The following is a 17,531-nucleotide window of genomic DNA, read 5'->3' as shown; positions in this document are numbered from 1 at the left end:
TCGACTCACGCACGTCCTTCTCGCCGTCAAGGGCCCACACGTACTCTGGCGACCCGAATGCCAACTCACGCACCACCGCGAGGACGGATGTCCATCCGGTTGTATAGGCTCGCGTCGGGGAAGCGCTTGCGCTTATAGCACGATGATGGAGAGAGTCCAGCGTTGGGTGCGGCACAAGTACGCGAGGGAGCGTGGAGTCGGCGGGTCGTCTGCCGCATTGCAGGTTGGGGAGATGCTGAGTGAGGGTTGGAAGCTTCGTCACCTTCGCAGGTGCACCGGGCATCGGCCGGGTTGGCCAGACTGAGGACTCGCAAGTCAGGGTTGACTTCTTCGAGTCGGCCGCCGAACCTCGCGCAGAATCTGTGTGGAAGCCGATATCTCTCGTTCGGAGGGTCCAACTTGAGGAGGAGACCCGCGTTTTCTTTCGGGATGGGGATGAACGCTGGCGCGCCGGCCGAGTGATCGGGGCGAGGGATGGGTTCTACTACGTCAAGGTCCCGAACGTCGATGGGCGGGTGGAGATCGACGAACGACACCTGTACACGCGATGGGACAAGACGCCCCGTGATCCGCTGCAGGTTCTGCTGAGCGGAGCCAATGAGACACCCCGTTACCGGGACGCCCGCGAGCCCGTGCGACGTCTACTGCTGGAGGAGCGGGCTGCGACGGCCTCTGCTACGGGGATCATGTCGGCCGGTGTACGGATTCACGCTCACCAGGTCAGCGCCGCACTTCGCATTATTCGTGACCCCGTCCAGCGCTACCTGCTTGCTGACGAGGTAGGCATGGGTAAGACCATTCAAGCCGGCCTTGTCATGCGGCAGTTGCTCATCGACCAACCCGGGCGACGCATCGGACTGATCGTGCCGGACGCGCTGATGGCCCAGTGGCGCTCGGAACTCCGGGGCAAGTTCCATCTCGATGATTTCCCAACTGGGCGCGGTGGGTCGCCGTACGAGATTTTGGGGCACTCCGAAGTCTCACGTTGGCACGACCTTCAGGACGTCGAACTTCTGGTGGTCGACGAGGCGCACCTCCTGGCGAACACAAACTCGCCGGACACGCGGCCATACGCCGAACTCGCAAGGCTCGCACATGCCGCACCTCGAGTGCTTATGCTCTCTGCGACCCCGTTCGCTCGTAGCGCCACCACGCACCTCGCACTGCTGCACCTGCTGGATCCGCAGTTGTTTCGATGGGAGGAGCGGGAGCACTTCGAGCAATTGTTGTCGGCGCGGCGCGAACTCGCGTTCGCCGTCTTTGGCCTGGACCCGGACCCGGACCCAGATAACCCGGAGTTGCTCGAGCTCCAGTTCGACGAGATTCGCTCACTGATTCCCGGGGACGAAGTCCTGCGGGAGGCGATGGCACGCGCGATGGCCGTTTTCGAAAGGAACGGCGATGTCACGCAGCAGGTTGATGAAGATGCGCTCCGCACAGCCGTGGAGACAGTCCGCACTCACATCTCAGAGACTTATCGACTTCATCACCGTGTGATTCGCAATCGGCGTCATGAGATCGCTCGCCAGAAGTTGGACGATGACGGACTCCTGACACCGTTCGAGTTCACCGGCCGGACGCGTCCGAAGGCTATCCGCCTCGAGGAGAGCATGGAGGACACGGCCGGCGCGCGGGCAGTCGCAGATTGGGCGGCCGGCTGTGCCGCCGCGATTCTTGACGACAGCATCGACGCAGCGCTCTACGGCCACGTGCTGGGAGTATTGGCTTCGCGAGTTGGTGGGCCTGTCAACGACCTCGTCGCGATCCTGGAGTATCGCCATGGGGCGGCCCTTGACGACTCTGCACTGGACCCGGTAGAACGCGCGATTCTGAACGCTGCCCCCGTCCACGAGTTTGAGTCGCATGTATTGGATCAACTCAAGGCGTTGAGTATCTCCGACGGCCTCGGCGCCCTCGTTGGCGCCTTCGTTGGCCGTATGAACTCAACTTCTCGCGCGGTCGTATTCTGCGGGCGTGGGTCGCTGGCCGAGAATCTCGTCGGGGCAGTTCGCAATGCTTCCGGATGGGCATCCCGAGTGCACGCGCACGTTAGCGATCAAACCGAGGCTCAACGTGAACATGCGGTGTTTCAGTGGCGCACCTCGGGCGGGCTCCTGGTTGTCGATGAAAGTGGTGAAGTCGGTAAGAACTTTCAGGACGCGGCTTTCGTCTTCCACGCGCGGATGCCGTGGAGTCCGAACGCGCTGGAGCAGAGGATCGGTCGCGTGGATCGCTACGGCGACAGCGCTCCCGCCCAGCAGTACGTGGTGGTCGCGGGTGAGCGCGGCGAGATCCTTGACTCCTGGCTACGACTCCTCGCATCAGGATTCGAGATATTCAGCAACTCGATCTCCGCTCTCCAGGAGGCAGCCGACGAGATTGCGCTCGATACATGGGCTGCCTGCGCGACCGACGGAGTTGAGGCGTTCCTCGAACGAAGCGACGGGATCCGGAATCAACTCCAGAAGGAGCGGAGTCGAATCAACGAACTGGACGCTCTAGAGTCGAGCTTCGGGACCCACTCCGATGGGGAGTCGATCGCGGCGTCGATCGCGCGGTACGAGGAGAGTCCGCGCGACCTCGAGGATGCCTACCTTCGGTTAGTGACGAGCGCAGAGGGTTTCCGGCTGACGGCGTCGCGCGACAAGGGCGGAACCCTCACCTTTGGTCGGGACCCGATGGAGCAACCGCTGTTCAGCCCGCGTCTGCTTGCCCGATTGATGTCTGTCGATGCGGCGCGGACGGGCTCCTTCGACAGATGGCGTTTGCATCCCGGCGAAAGACTCTTCCGCCGCGGCAATCCATTCGTTGACGGCATCGAAAGCCTTCTTAACCTGGACGACCGGGGGCAGGCGGTGGCGATGTGGAGACTCGATCCGCGCTGGCCGAACGATCCATTCACGTTCTTTGGCTTCGACTTTCTTATTGAGGCGGACCTCGACCCGATGCTTCAGGTGCTGGAAGGCGACCCCATCGTTGAACCGGTCGCGCGTCGACGTGCGGATGCCGCGTTTCCCCCGCAGCGCCGGCGGGTGTGGGTTCCTGTCAACACACAGGAGCCCATAACGAGCCTTAACTTCATCGCCTACTTGGACCGCCCCTTCGAACTCGGACCGGATCAGAATCTGAACTACAAGCGGATTCCAGCGCTTCACTCTATTCTTGGTGGCGAGCAGAATCTCGCTCCCATCGCGACAGCATGCTTCGAGGCGGCTCAGCGCTACGTCGTGGCTCTCGACGACGTCACCGTCGTTTCCGAGCAAGCCGCGCTGAAGGTGCGACGCGAGACCGAGATAGTCATCGCGCAGAGTCGGGCTCGTGCGCAGGCCACTGGTCTGGTGGGCGATCCTTCAGCACTCGAGTTTGAGGTTGCGATTGGGCAAGCACTCGAAGCGGGAGTTGTCAGTCCCGTCATCCGGCTGAGCGGCGTGACGTGCGTCGTGGTCTCGGCTCAGCCATGGGGGGCATATGTCGAGCGATGACATTTCGGCCGCACAATCCGCACTTGAACGGTGGCCCGAAGTCGTATCCGCAAGCGGCCTCGACATCTCGGATGCCTGTAGGCGCCTGCTGGACGCGCTCAGCGGTTTCGAGGTCGGCAGGTCCGGTTGGCGCGACGTCGCGGCGCTCGTCCGACAGGTGCTTCTCATTGCGGAGGAGACTTATGGCGGCGATCGCGTTCTTGCGGTACCAAACTCTCCTCTTTGGCCCACGGCGGTTCAGTGGGAAGACCTTGAATGTCAAGCGACGAGACTGGCGGACGGTCGTCTGTCCATCCGGGCTCTGGATTGGGAGCCCCCCGCAACTCCCGAAGGCGGCAACGTCGGCCGGGACGCCGCTCGGCGTCAGGTCCGGGACGTGTATAAGGACGTCGAGCCTAACGAGTTACGCCTCATCGAAGCCGATCCCTTCTGGAAGGAAGCTCACCGCTATCCGACGTATCGTGGTGAGCCGCAGAGGCAGGCCGCCCGAGCAGCGGTACTGAACGACGAAGGTTCGCTCGTCATCTGTCTCCCCACCGGTCGGGGCAAGACAGCAGTTGCGTGGAGCAAAGTTCTCCTGTCCACAAGCGGAGTTACAGTCATCGTCGTTCCAACCGTCGTGCTTGCTCTCGACATGGAACGCCGAACCCAAGAATTGGCGCGCGAGCGGGGCATCCACCTCAGCCCCCTCGGCCGGTACGCTTACGTCGGCTCGCTCGATGCCGACACCAAGGCTCAGTTGCGTGAGGCGGTGCGATCGGGCAGTCAGCGACTTCTCTACACGTCTCCCGAAGCGTTCGTGTCGGGGCTCGCTCCGGCGATGCTCGCATGTGCTGAAGCGGGATTGCTGCAACAGGTCGTCATTGACGAAGCTCACCTCGTCGATCAATGGGGTACCGACTTCCGGCCAGAGTTTCAGACCATGCCGGGCCTAATTCGCGACGCATACGCCAACGCGCCTCAGGGACGTAAGCCGTCGGTCCTCCTTCTGAGCGCAACCCTCGCTCAACGCCCGGTCGACCTGCTGACGACACTCTTCTCTGTCGGAGACTCGCGTGCGCAAGTGGTGTGGGGTTCGGAACTCCGTACAGAGCCGGCCTACTTCATCGACTCGCATACAGAGGAAGACTCACGACTCGCAGCGGTCCTCAAGGCAGTCAGTTGCCTTCCGCGCCCACTGGTTCTTTACGTCACCAGGGTCGAAGATGCCACTGCATGGCTTCGACGATTGAACGACGCCGGCTTCAACCGAGTCGGTGCTGTGACGGGTAAGTCGTCTGACGAACAGCGTCGAAAAGTAATGGAGCAGTGGCGCGGCTCGGAAGGCGCCGCGACCGGGTACGACATCGTGGTCGGGACTTCCGCGTTTGGTCTCGGACTTGACATGCCGAACGTCCGAACTGTTATCCATGCGTGTCTACCCGAGACGATTGACCGTTACTACCAGGAGGTGGGTCGTTCGGGACGGGATGGAAGGCCCTCCGTCGCGTACCTCTCAATCGGCCCCGGTGACCATCGGCTCGCTGAACGACTGAGTGACGTCACGATGATTGGCGACGAGGTGGGCTGGAAGCGGTGGGAGCAACTGCGTCGAGGCAGCGTAGCCCTCACTGAACTTCGCTTCCGAGTACGAAAGAGCGAGTTGCCGGAGCACCTCGACCAGGGATACGGGCGTAGCGCGGCATGGAACGTCAGGACTCTCACACTCATGGCCCAGGCGGGCATCATCGAACTGCGGGTACCCCAGTTCACTCCGGATCCTCTCGCCTCAGTGGACGAGGTGGAGGAGGCTCGCGCCAAGTTCTTCGAGCAGGTCGAGGACTACATCGAGTTTGAGTTGAAGAACGGCGAGCACCTCAGCCACAGCGGGTGGACTTCAGCGATGGGCAAGGTTCGCGACCAGGTGAGAGAGGCACAACGCCATGCACTGACATCGTCGCAAGGGCTCGCGTCGGGTGCAGAGTGCGTAGGCCGGCGAATCGCGAAGCACTATCGGGTCTCACACGGCGGTGGCCTGCTCATCACGCAGCCGTCGTGCAGGGGTTGTCCGTCCTGTCGCCGTGATCCGTCATCGGCCCCGCCCAATCCAGCCGAACCGGTTCCGAGTCTGCCTGAGCCTTCGACTCGGCCGGATCCATTGGCGAGGTGGCGGGGAGACAATCCGACGCTGTTTGTCTGGTATGACGACGGGGAAGACGTTGAACCACTCTTGGTGCGGATGGCGCAACGTGAGGTTCGCGTTTTCGCCGGGTTGAACGCGCAAGCGGGCGTGAAGTTGCAGCGCGCCGCAGCGCATACGCCGATCGTGCTGGATGACCCGACTTCCGTAGCGCCTCTCGCACAGTCGTACTCCGGGCCAGTCGCGTTCATCCTCGACGAACCCCAGATACCTGACGCGGCGCTGGAGCGCAATAACTTGGGAGACGTGTCATACATCTTGGGACCAAAGGAAACTCCCAACCCGGATCGGCCAGGCTGGTCGCGACGCGACGCCCAAGACTCGATCTCAGTACGCGCACTTATGAAGGAACTCTGACGTGGATGTCCTGAACCCGAGCCCTGCGCTCTGCCTGCCACAAACCATGTGGCTGACCTACCAGGTGATCATGACCTCGCCCGGGCTAGGCCCGGACGAGGTCATTGCGATGGTCGTGCCCGAGGGGCTCGCATCGCAAACGCAGCACGGCAAGCGAGCCCTGTCTGGATTGCGTGACTTCCGCTTGGTACAGCAAGACGAGAGCGGGGCTCTGTCGGCAGAGTCCATTGACGGTGCTTCGCAGTTCGTGCGTCTCCTTCGTCGCCGTGCCGTTGTCGCCCCGTCGGATGAAGGCCCTGACTATGTTGGTGCACCGGACCTGCGTGCCGGACTCGTGTGGCTGATGCGGCAGGCCCCGATGCTTCCACTCGACTACGACACGGTTCAGACGGAGGCGACTGGAAATCCGTTCGTCAACGACACCCGGTGGAACGGGTTTCGGCTGTGGAGTCAGGCACTGGGCTTCAGTCGGCCGGCGTTGGCAGCGCTGTCAAAGAACGCGAGTCAGCGGGCGAAGATTGTTCCCGACCCGACGGAGGCAGTCATCGATGCTATCCGTGCTCCGTTTGGCGACCCGCTCCCACGCGGGGAGCAGCTCCCCATCGGAGAGTTGCTGAGCTTTCTGCGGGCCGAGCTGCCCGTGCTGCCCGGCCATCCAAGCGCGACGTATGACGGTATGGCAGCAGATGATGAGTCCAGTCTGAGGGTGCTCGGTCTGGCACTGTCGAGCGCCGAACAAAGGGGCGTGCTGACCATGGCCTATCAATCTGATCCATCCGGCGTCATGGCCCTACCGGATGCGCAGGATTTCGGTCGTAGCCGCTACGTCTCGACAGTGACAGTCAAGGGATGACGAGAATGAGTGCACAGGTCAATTTCGTCTGCTGGACGCCGGAAGATGTCATCTCTACCATCCCCACCGAAGCCGCTGTACCGTCTGACGAGGTCCTTCTGGCAACCCACGCACCGCTGCGAATCACAAGGCGAGGGGGTCATGGAGGACACCAAGCGTCCGAGCTCGTCAGTGAGCAGCAGGTACTTGACGAATTTCTCGGCGCAGCGCCGAACAACGGTGTGCTTGTGGCAACGGTTATCGGTGAATCTGGCGCAGGAAAATCTCACCTCGTGCGTTGGGTCAACGCGACCATACCGCGCACGCCGCGACGACATGTTGTCTACCTCCAGAAGACCGAGACGAGCCTCAAGGACGTCGTCGAGGCATTGCTCGTCAACCAACGGGATCCGGAGTTCGAAGAGCTCCGGCGGAAGGTGTCGACTCTCGGGAGCGGGATGAGCGTCGACGAGATGGAGCACAAGTTGCTCGCGGAACTCGCAGAGGCGCTCCGAACCGCTGAGGCAGACAGTGCCTACGGAAAGGCCCTTGTTGGGGAGAACGGGCTTCGGCTGTTCTTCACCGATCCCCTCTTCGAACAGCATCTATTGAGAGACGGTTCATTCATCCGCCGACGCGCAGAGCACGCGCTCCGTGGGAGGGACGCGGATGAGGGTGACATTCCGTTGGAGTTCACGGCGGCCGAACTGCCCACGGACATCGGCGACTATGCGAACGTTCAGGAGGCTGCTGCCGCGACCCAGAAACTCTTCCGCCGACTGATCGCGCAACCGGCAATGCAAGCGGAGGCTGCGCGTCTGATCAACGAGAACCTCGACATCGCAGTGATGAAGGCCGCGAGTCTCGCGGTAGGTGACATCGGGCAAGCCTTCAAGAAGATCCGCGAGAAACTGGTCGGCGACGAGATCATCCTTCTCGTTGAGGACGTCGCTCTGATCCAGGGTGTGCGACGCGATCTGCTTGACGCGATGATCGAGGTCGGCGTCGTTCAAGGCGTCGAGCGCTACGCGACAGTCCGCACTCTCATGGCCGTCACCCCTGGCTACTACCGCGAGTCGCTGCCAGAGACTTTCCGTCGGCGCTCAGAAGCGACTTCGCCGATCTATGCGGTCGACGTTGAGTTGGATGGAAGCAGCGAGAGCGAGGACGACCTCGTCGACTTTGTGGGTCGCTATCTGAACGCGGCGCGCGTTGGCAAGGCGAAACTCGAGAGTGAGTCGCCGAACGTTCCGAACGCGTGTTTCTCGTGTCAGTTCCAGACCTCGTGTCACGACACGTTCGGAGCATCGCGGCAAAACTTCGGGCTCTATCCGTACAACAAGGCAGCTGTGCTCCGTGCGATCAGGGCTTGCGCGGAGAAAGATCCCGGGCTCGACCACGCCTACTTCAACCCCCGCAAGGTGTTGTCCCGCGCAGTTCGGAATGTACTTACCGATAACGCCTCGATTATTCGGAATGGCGAGTTCCCGCCCTCAAACTTCCTCTCGGAGGAAGCTGCGGAGATGCGGCTTCCACGGCTACCGATCTACATCCGAGAGCAAATCGAAGGATCGCTCGCGGACGAGGAGGCGGGGCGACTCGAAGCGCTCGTCACGTTCTGGGGGAGCGTCGGCACTCAACCGATTTCGGGCGAGATTCTGAGCGCGTTCTCGCATCCTCCAGTTCCCGCGTCGATCTACGAGTCGACCGTGTCGGATTTGCCAAGTGAGAGTGAGTTGACCTCGAGACGGGAGCGATCGGACAATGGGATGCCGCGGTCTGTCCAGAGCAAACTTGACTCGATTGATGCCTGGTCAGAAGGAAAGCCACTGACTCAAGCCCTCGCCAATGAACTCCGGACCGTGATTCGGGAGGCTCTCTTGGCGCGGATCGACTGGTTCGACGTCGTCATCAAAGAACCGGACGCCGCCACGGTCACGAAGGCGGTGCCGGTTGGTGCGCGAAGCGTGTCGATCGAGGGCGCGAACGAGAACTTGGCGCTTGGCTCGGCGCCGCTTATCCGTCTAGAGCGTTCCGCGCGAATGGCCGTTACGTTCAAAGGACTCGTGATGCTGACGGAGGGCTTTCCCGAGCGGGCTGGCGACGCCCTTCCACGCTTGGATGGCCTTGTCGCGCCCGCGGTGCATGCCGCCAAAGCACGGATAATTGCCGAACTCCGAGTGTCAGAAACCGACCTTGTTGGCGCGACCGCGTCGCTCATCCGCGGGGCCCTGTCCTGCGGAGTGGTTCAACCGAAGTCAGATCTTGACTTCGTTGCCGCGTCTCTCTGGCGAGACACGGCCCGCCGAACCGATGCCGGTTCTCGCTCGGCGGAGTGGGCCAATGCCTACCAGGCGTACGTCGCATCGAGATCCGCAGTCATCGAGCGCCTCCTCGGTGGCATTGGGACGGCACAGGGCTCGACGGGGGCGGTTCACGCGATCGACTTCGCTCGATTCGCCGCCATTACCCGCAAGGCTCGAAAACTGGCGCTTGGCGATTCCGAATACGAAGTTCCCGACTGGTGTCGCGATTCCGAGCGGAAACTCAAGACACTAGTCGCGCTCGGGGGCCGTCAAGTATCCCACTGGCAGTCCCTCCTCGATCGCGTGCGTGTCCATCTGCCGCACGGATCCTTCACCGACACGATCGATGCCATCGAGTCCGCAGTTCGTGATGGACAAACGGAAGGCCTAGTTCCGGTCGCCGACCTGGCGGATCTGGCTGCTCGAAACAGCGCGGCGCGAGAGCTGGACGCGAAGTCGATTGCCCAGATTGAGAAACTGCTTGCCGCAGCGGCATCCTGTGCGGGCACAGACCTGGCGATGATTGCGGGTGGGACCGCGGGAGCCGATCTTCAGGCTATTGCGGACTATCTCGACTACAGCGCGCGGTGGGTCGCGGCCGGCTTGAGGCAGGCTGAGATCAGCGGCGGGGCAGTTGAGGATGTGGACGAGAGGCTCAAGTCCGTCCTGGCAGATTGGTTCGAGATCACGGGAGGCGATGCCAGTGAGTGAAACAACGCTCGCCGACGACGCACGACGATTGGCGGCCATCGCTAGGGCGAAGCGGGAATCGGAAACCGATTCGCAAGAACAGCGTCGCCTTCAGGCTCAGATCGACAAATTGAGCGTGGAACTCACGAAGCTCGGCGCGGCTCTCGAGATCCATCGTCGTCTGGGGGAGATCGGCGCACCCGTCCACAACCTGCCAGACCTAGGCTCGGCTCCGCGTGACCTTCGTGACCAGATCAATCGCACTGGTCGTCCGACTTGGCGGCACATCAATGCGCGTGTCATCCGACTCGAACGCGTCAACAGCGAACTAGCAGCAGCAGATACTCAGGCTTGGGCCTCCTGGGCAGACGGCCAGATCTCAAACCTGGCCACGACTCTGATCCCCATGCTCGGGTTTGATCGCCGTAACACCGAGGCTCGCGTGCTGACCCTGCAGAAGAGCGCTGGTAAGCCTCCAAGTCTTGCGGCCATCGATGAGTTCCAGGCTCTTTGGCGTCGTGTGAGGGACGACCTCGCGGAGATCGAAAGCGCGGGAGCAAACGCTGTGCTGAATCGCTTCGTTCAGGGCAGAATCCGCCTTTCCGACATCACCGACGAAGAACTCGAGTTGCTGCGGGCGGACGAGACGCTACGCGACCAGTTGTACCTCTCGCTGTCATGAGCGTTGATCCGTGGCGTAGCGTCCCTGACATCCTCAGCCGACTTGAGGACCGCGAGCTCCCACTCCTCTCGTGGGGCATTGTTGACGGGTTCCTGAGCGAGCGCGACGTCGAGGACGCAATCGATGCACAACTCGATATCGATGCGGCTTCGCCTGACGCCTCTCTTCATTCGTCTGATGACTACTTGCAGCATCTGCTCGACACGGGCCTGCTCCACCGCATCCCAGACACGGTGCCGAAGTTCCGGACCCGTCTCGCAGAGACACTGCGACTGCTTCGGACACTACGACAGTTGTGGCCGACCGACACCGCCGTTCCTGGGTGGTGGAGAAACTCCAGTCCGCTCGTGGCCGATTATCGATTGCGTGTCGCGCCACGGCGGTATCCGCGGCGAGAAATCGGGGCGAGTGAGGTTGTCGCGTCACTCACCACCGTGCCGGCCTGGGCGCCCGGCAGCGCCGATGTTCTCAATCGAGTCATCGGGGACGGACGCCTCGCCAAGTTCCAGGTGGACGCGACGAAAGCGATCCTGGAGGGTCTCGACGCCCCTCGTCTGACTGCGCGCATCGTGACAGCCGGCACCGGTTCCGGAAAGACACTCGCCTTCTACATCCCAGCGATCATAGACATCGCGGCTACCACCGATGTGAAGCGATCCGGGCCTCACACACTCGCCCTGTATCCGCGCAACGAACTCCTCCGCGATCAGGCTCGCGAAACTCTCCTGTTGGCCCGTCGTATCGGGGGTCTCAACGGACCCGGAACCAGGCATCTGCGTATTGGGTTGCTGTACGGGAGCACTCCGACCACCCATGATCTAGAAGTTCGTGGACGAGTGGGGTGGACGAGACTCGCGGTCGGGTGGGCGGCGCCGTACTTTCCATGCCTCACCGACGGTTGCCTCGGAAAGATGGTGTGGCTCGACTCCGACCGTCGCGCAGGAATCGAACAACTGAAGTGCGACACATGTGCGGCTGAGACGCCGCGAGGCGCGCTAGCGATGACGCGCGAGTCCATTCGTCAGACCCCGCCCGATATCCTGTTCAGTTCCACGGAGATGCTGAGCAAGCAAGCCACGAGCGGTGCGTTGGGAAAGGTGCTGGGGTGGCGTGGTCCGACAGGCACCCGGATGGTCTTGCTCGACGAAGCACACACCTATTCGGATGTGCATGGCGCTCAGGTCGCGCTGATGCTTCGCCGGTGGAGGCATGCCAACCGCCAGTGGGGCACCGACAGTCCGGTCGTTGTCGGCCTCTCGGCAACTCTCCGCGATGCCGGTGACTTCTTTGCTCATCTCACGGGGGCTGATCGCAGTGACGTCGAAGTCATTGCGCCGGCACCCGAAGAACTCAACGCCATCAGTCGTGAATATGGGATTGTCCTCCGCGGTGATCCCGTCTCCGGCGCAGCCCTGTTGTCGACCTCGATCCAGACCGCGATGCTTGTTGCCAGAACACTGGACACCACGCCAGGCACCTATGGTTCCGTGACATTCGCCTTCACAGACGATCTCGATTCGATCAACCGTCTGTATGACAACCTCCGCGACGCGGAGGGACACGCGCCGCGAGGCAGAGCACGAGGCGCGGTGCTAGCGGGTCTTCGGTCACCCGGCGCGCCGCAAGCGGGTCCTCGCTACATCGACGGTCAGTCGTGGGACCTCCCCGCACAGTTGCACCGTATGGACCGCGCCCTCAACGTGGCGCGGACGACCTCGCAGGACACGGGGGTCGATGCCGGTGCCGACGTGGTGGTCGCGACGTCCTCCCTGGAAGTTGGATTCAACGATCCCCGAGTGGGGGCAATCATCCAGCACAAAGCCCCTCGGGATCTCGCCTCCTTTCTCCAGCGGCGCGGTCGAGCAGGGCGGCGACTCGCAATGCGTCCGATGACCGTCGTCGTGTTGTCGGATTACGGTCGCGACCGGATCGCGTATCAGACGTACGAAAAACTCCTCGACCCCGAAATCGACGCACGATCGCTGCCGATAAACAATCGCTTTGTCATCAAGATGCAGGCGACCCATGCCCTTGTCGACTGGTTATCGCGCAAGACCGGCGCCGACGCGCGGCAAGTGCTGACGCCGCCTAAGGACTCGCCGTGGTTCAAGACGGATGACGTTCGCTCACTCCTTGCGGCTGTCGTAGAGGACGTAGCGACGCGGGAGGAGCTTGGCGAACATCTTTCGCGCGCTCTGCGACTCCCAACCGATGAGGTAGATGCCGCGCTGTGGGAAGAGCCCCGCTCACTGATGCTCTCGGTCATCCCCACTGCGCTTCGTCGCCTCGAGTCCAACTGGAGGCCACTACCGGGGCAAAGTGACGCCGGCGCACTGCCGTGGACACCGCTTCCAGAGTTCATGACGGACACGCTATTCGGTGCACTGAACACCCCCGATGTCACATTCGACCTACCGCCCAACTTCGCAGACGATCAGCCGTCGATGCCGATCAGTCAGGCTCTGCGGGAAGCTGTTCCCGGGCGGGTGAGTCGCCGGTATGGGTACGCGCACGCCACCTTGAGCACCTGGCTGCCCGTCCCTGCCGCCGGAAACGACCTCCCACTTACTGACGTCGTGTCAAAAGGCCACGCTCTGGGTGAGTGGTCGACATCCAGTGGCGACACGTACACAGTCGTTCGTCCACTGGCGCTGAAACTCGTGGCTCCACCCAACACAGTATCCGACACTTCGAACGCCCAACCGCTGTGGCGCTCGGCGTTCGAGTTCTCACAGGACAGTCTCTACCCCGCAGACTTGCCCGTACCCTCGGTGTGGTCGAGTCTCATCACCCGCTGCGCCTTTGCGCTCCATGTCGGGGGAGGCCCGCTCAAGGTTCGCCGAATGGCTATCGGTTCGGACGGCGAACTGACAAATCGTGATGGCTCGAGAATTCCGGTGCATGTGCGGTATGAGCATCAAGGTCGCCCTGCTGCCCTCGGGTTTGAGTTGGACGTCGACGCGATGGTGGTTACCGGGTCGCTTCCAGTTGATCGCCGCAGCTATCTCGGAGACTTCCCGGAGTCGCCTGCAGGACGCACGTTGCTGTTCCGCCGACTCGTATTGGAAGACCCGCGCCTCGACGATGTAGCCAACTCGTTCCAGAGGCAGTGGCTCACGGAGGCGTACCTCCACGCGTTCGTGCAAGCCGGCCTCGCGACGAATGACGTCCGTTCGATTCCCACCGGGCTCACCCGTGGGCGGTGGGCGACTGACCTACAGCGGTTCCTCGCAGTTGCGTACCGAGCCGATGATGCTGGTCAGCTTGGTCAATCAAGGACGCTCGATGCCTTGACGGCGTTGGCTGCGACTCCGCTCGTTCAGTCAGTCGTCGAGGAGCATGCGAGCCTGCTGGTCGTCGATGATGCGCTGACCGCAACCGCAGAACTCCTTGATCGTGTGTTCCTGGATACCGTCGCGAACGCCATCCTCACCGCGACCACCGAAGCCCTGTCGGACGCTCAAGATGGCGATCTTGCGGTCGACGTGGAGTTCTCGCCGACAACGCGAGAGTTCCAGATCTTCGTGTCCGAAACCTCGATCGGCGGCCTCGGGCTAATGGAGAAGTTGCATCGCGACTACGCACAGGATCCCCGTCAGTTCTGGGATACGGTCACCCGCGCAACCGGTTCGACCGAGGCCGAGGACGTCGACGAAGCGATGCAAACGATCGTCGCGGCCCTGGTAACCCCTGGTAGCGCCATCGCGCGTGGAGTCCTTGAATTCCGAGCAGCGAGCGGAATCGATGCGATGGATGCTGCGCTCCACGACTTGCTCGAGTCGTGGACAGAGTCTGAGGGACCCCCGTCTCACCTTCTCGTGTCCACGCTTGCGGCGCGGATGCTGCGACCGGGGTCCTCGCCGGGGATCGACCAGATCGTAACCGGACTCATCCAAGCGTGGATTCGCGAGGAGTCCAGGCTCGGAATTGAGATCGACGCGAGAACGATTGCCTACCACGCCTCGCAACGCCAACTCGGCGTGGATCTCGGAGCGATGAGCGCGGACTCAGCATTCTCGCTTCTGTGGCTGCGGGGCCCGCATGCGCGCAGCCAGCGCCTCGAGCACTGGCATCCGTACCGATCCGACGTCACCGTCGAGCGACGAGTTCTTGAGAAACTCACGACCCAAGATGTGCTCACCGTCGACGTGACGAGACCAAACTGGATCGACGACTACTCGCGGGCGATGGAGGAACAGGGTCGTGTCATCTTGAGTTCGCCCTACGCCTCCCGAACGCATCTCGCGACGGGGGTCCGGACCGCGGTCGTGACCCCGGTGGAGCGAAACGGACTGAGGACGTACGCGCGGGTCACCGCGCTGCGTCAGAAACACGGCATCGTGCTCGCGGAGATGTCGCTCGCGGAGGAGTTGCAGTGAGCGGACGGAGAATGGTGCGGACGCGGCCGCGCAACGGCCTGGCAATTAGCGATGTACTTACGGCGGCTATCGTTTCCGAGTTGTGCTGGCCGAGTGAAGAGCTCTGGCTGGTCTCCGGGTGGGTCACAGACATTCCGGTGCTGAACAATGCGGATCGCCAATTCGATGCCGTGATGGGGGCCGAGCCACGGTCGCAGATGACCCTTAGTGAGGCGCTCGGGGCGCTCACGAGGCGCGGGACGCAGTTGCACGTTGCGCTTCGGCAGGAAGATCACAACCAACTCTTCGTCGATCGGCTCTCGCGGGTCAGCGTGAGCGATGCGCTCCATGTCTATTCCAGCGCTGAACTGCACGAGAAGATGATGGTCGGCTGGTCCTGGGTGCTGAAAGGATCTATGAATTTCACCTGGAACGGCGTTCAGCGAAATGAAGAGAGTCTTGAGTTCGAGGTGGGATTGGCCGAGGCGGCGAAGCAACGGCTCGAGCTTCGGACTCGATGGATCGGCGGATCAGCGTGAGTCCGATTGGCGGCGACGAGTTCACCGCCCGGTTCTTCGCCGATCCGAACACCACGTGGCCGGGGCAAGATCCAAATGCGGCAGTCGCGGCTGCCCTCCAGCCATTCTTAGCCGCGCTGACCAAGCGCGGTGAATGCCCGCTTGTCTTGCCCCGCAGAGAGGCCTCCTGGCGAGCCGCGTGCTACTACGTGATCTGCTGGGATACCGCTCACGCTGGCCGGATCAGGCCCTTGCTCGAGGCCGCAACCGCGACGAATTGGACGCCCTTTGATGGTCGGGTCGCCCGATTGAACCCAGAGGATCCCGTCGATGCAGCCGTGCTCGAGTTGGTGGGGGACGGCACGACTTTTGTCCTGCGCCCGGATCCAGCGACAGCTAGCCCGACATACAGGGCACTTGGGCGCCTTGTTCGAACACTCGATGAGATCCCTCTGCGAAACCCGACCCCTCCGCGGCCAATCGGTCGGATGCTTCGAGAGTTCGACCTTGCGTTGGCAGTCGGTGCCGCCGAGACTTCCGCCCGTCTCCTTCAGGAGATCGAGACGTTAGGAGGGATCTCGCACGAGAACGTCGCATTCCTTCAGATCCGTCGGCTGGCGCGGCTGGGGAGGGATGTCGAACTCCTCGCGCATGGCTCTTTGCCAACCCTCGTGTACGCCGAGCCACCTCGGCTCGTCCGAGAAGGCATCCTCGGGGCCTGGGCCCGAGTGAACGTTGGCCCACCGATCGCGGAGGATCGGATCGACGACGCCATCGAACGGATTCGTGAGGCGAACCCTGACGTGGCTATGCTCGTCGACTCGAGACTCGCAAGATCCCACGATCAGGATGCGGTCACGTCCGGCGGGTTGGTTGCCCTCGCACGTGGAGACGCAGACCTGATCACCGCGTTCGCGTCGAACGAGTTCGTCGATGATTCTGTCCAACGACGGCTGCAGCAGATCCTCGGTTCGATTCCTCTGGCGAGCGCAAAGCAGGACAACCATCTGGATCAGACGGAATCGCCAGTGGCCGTGATACAGGAGGCCACGGTTGCGCATCCGCCTAAAGGGGCCGAAGAAGTCGCTGACTCGGCGGTCGGGGCGGGTGTCGCGGAGCCTGACGGCGTCGCCACGGATGCCGACGACGAGTCCGCGATTGAGGTTGACGTTGAAGTCGAGGTAGAGACACACCCGGCGCTCAATTCCTGGATCGACTGGGCGCGTGCGATCGGACCTGGCGCACCGGTCGCCATCAGCCAAGATCAAGCCGCATCTTGGCCGCCCGTGGCGACTATCGACGGAGCGTTTGCCGACGCAATCGACGATGTCGACTTGATGGCCACCGATGATCTCCTCCTTGGCATCGCGTGTTTTCTCGACGCGGACGACTTCGAGCGGCCGGCTCCTCGAAGCGCCGAAGCGTTGCTTCGCCGGTATCTAATCTCCGAGCGATACGCGCCAGCCGACCTTGCAGCGATCTGTGCGTTGCTAGAGGTCTTCCTTCGCGGTGCACCGAGCGCAGAGAGGTATCGAGAAGTCCTGGGGGACGTCCGCGCGTCATCCGAGCGGTGGGTCGCAATCGCGACTGCTTCGCGCGCACTCGACCTCGCCGACACCGTGGCGCTGGGACCGGCCGTTGATCCCAGCGCGCGAGCCGACTTCGTCGCGACTTTGATTTCGCCGCTGAACCAGCAGAAGCGTCGACTCGACGGCACGCTCCGTGACCTCGCTGCGCTCGTGACAGCGGATGTCGGACTCGACTTCGACTGGTCAGTTCCGGTCCCGCCCGACAGCGCCGCAGTCGAACTCGATTCATCGATCGCTGTTCGGATCCTGCTCTACAGCCTGGACGAGGGAACTCTCGCGCGGGTTGAGAAGGCGATCGCGCAGCGGTGGCCGGCAGCGACGGTTCGTACCTCATCGGAGAAGGACGGGAGCCCGATGCTGAAGCAGCACGCGAGAAACTCAGATCTCATCGTGGTCGCGACACGGCGTGCGGCCCATGCGGCGACGGGTTGCATTGCGGACAACGCGGGACCGGCCCTGGTGAGGTACCCCGACGGCGCCGGATCGGCGTCGATGATGCGAACGGTCGCTGCTGGCATCAGCGAACTCACGAGCTAGG

The 17,531-nt window shown here is 62.5% G+C and carries 8 protein-coding genes; all 8 read left to right on the top strand.

Annotated features, from left to right (window positions below; all coding sequences use genetic code 11):
• Positions 1–239: 239 nt before the first annotated feature.
• The 8 genes from dpdE to dpdD are packed head-to-tail and all read left to right on the top strand — an operon-like array spanning position 240 to position 17,530.
• Entirely contained in the window at positions 240–3,482 is a 3,243-nt protein-coding gene (dpdE, locus tag EIO58_RS01085) for a protein DpdE (protein ID WP_127817851.1), read from the top strand.
• A complete protein-coding gene (dpdF, locus tag EIO58_RS01080) occupies positions 3,469–6,018 on the top strand; it encodes a protein DpdF (protein ID WP_127817850.1) in 2,550 nt (849 codons plus the stop codon). Before dpdE ends, dpdF begins: the two co-directional genes overlap by 14 nt.
• A gap of 1 nt (position 6,019) precedes the next feature.
• Positions 6,020–6,871 carry a hypothetical protein gene (locus EIO58_RS01075; protein ID WP_127817849.1) on the top strand — a complete coding sequence of 284 codons (852 nt, stop codon included), beginning with the start codon at positions 6,020–6,022 and terminating at the stop codon, positions 6,869–6,871.
• Complete coding sequence (gene dpdH / locus EIO58_RS01070) at positions 6,868–9,867, top strand: protein DpdH (protein WP_205789063.1); 3,000 nt, start codon at positions 6,868–6,870, stop codon at positions 9,865–9,867. The genes EIO58_RS01075 and dpdH overlap by 4 nt, the downstream gene beginning before the upstream one ends.
• Complete coding sequence (locus tag EIO58_RS01065; RefSeq protein ID WP_127817848.1) at positions 9,860–10,528, top strand: hypothetical protein; 669 nt, start codon at positions 9,860–9,862, stop codon at positions 10,526–10,528. The genes dpdH and EIO58_RS01065 overlap by 8 nt, the downstream gene beginning before the upstream one ends.
• Positions 10,525–14,907: a protein DpdJ gene (dpdJ, locus tag EIO58_RS01060; protein ID WP_127817847.1), complete on the top strand. Its 4,383-nt coding sequence runs from the start codon at positions 10,525–10,527 to the stop codon at positions 14,905–14,907. The genes EIO58_RS01065 and dpdJ overlap by 4 nt, the downstream gene beginning before the upstream one ends.
• A complete protein-coding gene (dpdK, locus tag EIO58_RS01055) occupies positions 14,904–15,425 on the top strand; it encodes a phospholipase D-like domain-containing protein DpdK (RefSeq protein ID WP_127817846.1) in 522 nt (173 codons plus the stop codon). Before dpdJ ends, dpdK begins: the two co-directional genes overlap by 4 nt.
• Positions 15,404–17,530 carry a protein DpdD gene (gene dpdD, locus EIO58_RS01050; RefSeq protein WP_127817845.1) on the top strand — a complete coding sequence of 709 codons (2,127 nt, stop codon included), beginning with the start codon at positions 15,404–15,406 and terminating at the stop codon, positions 17,528–17,530. The genes dpdK and dpdD overlap by 22 nt, the downstream gene beginning before the upstream one ends.
• Position 17,531: the final 1 nt, after the last annotated feature.

The sequence above is a fragment of the Microbacterium sp. CPCC 204701 genome (assembly GCF_004010105.1).
Taxonomy (GTDB): Bacteria; Actinomycetota; Actinomycetes; order Actinomycetales; family Microbacteriaceae; genus Microbacterium.
This window is presented reverse-complemented; position numbering and strand designations above follow the sequence as displayed.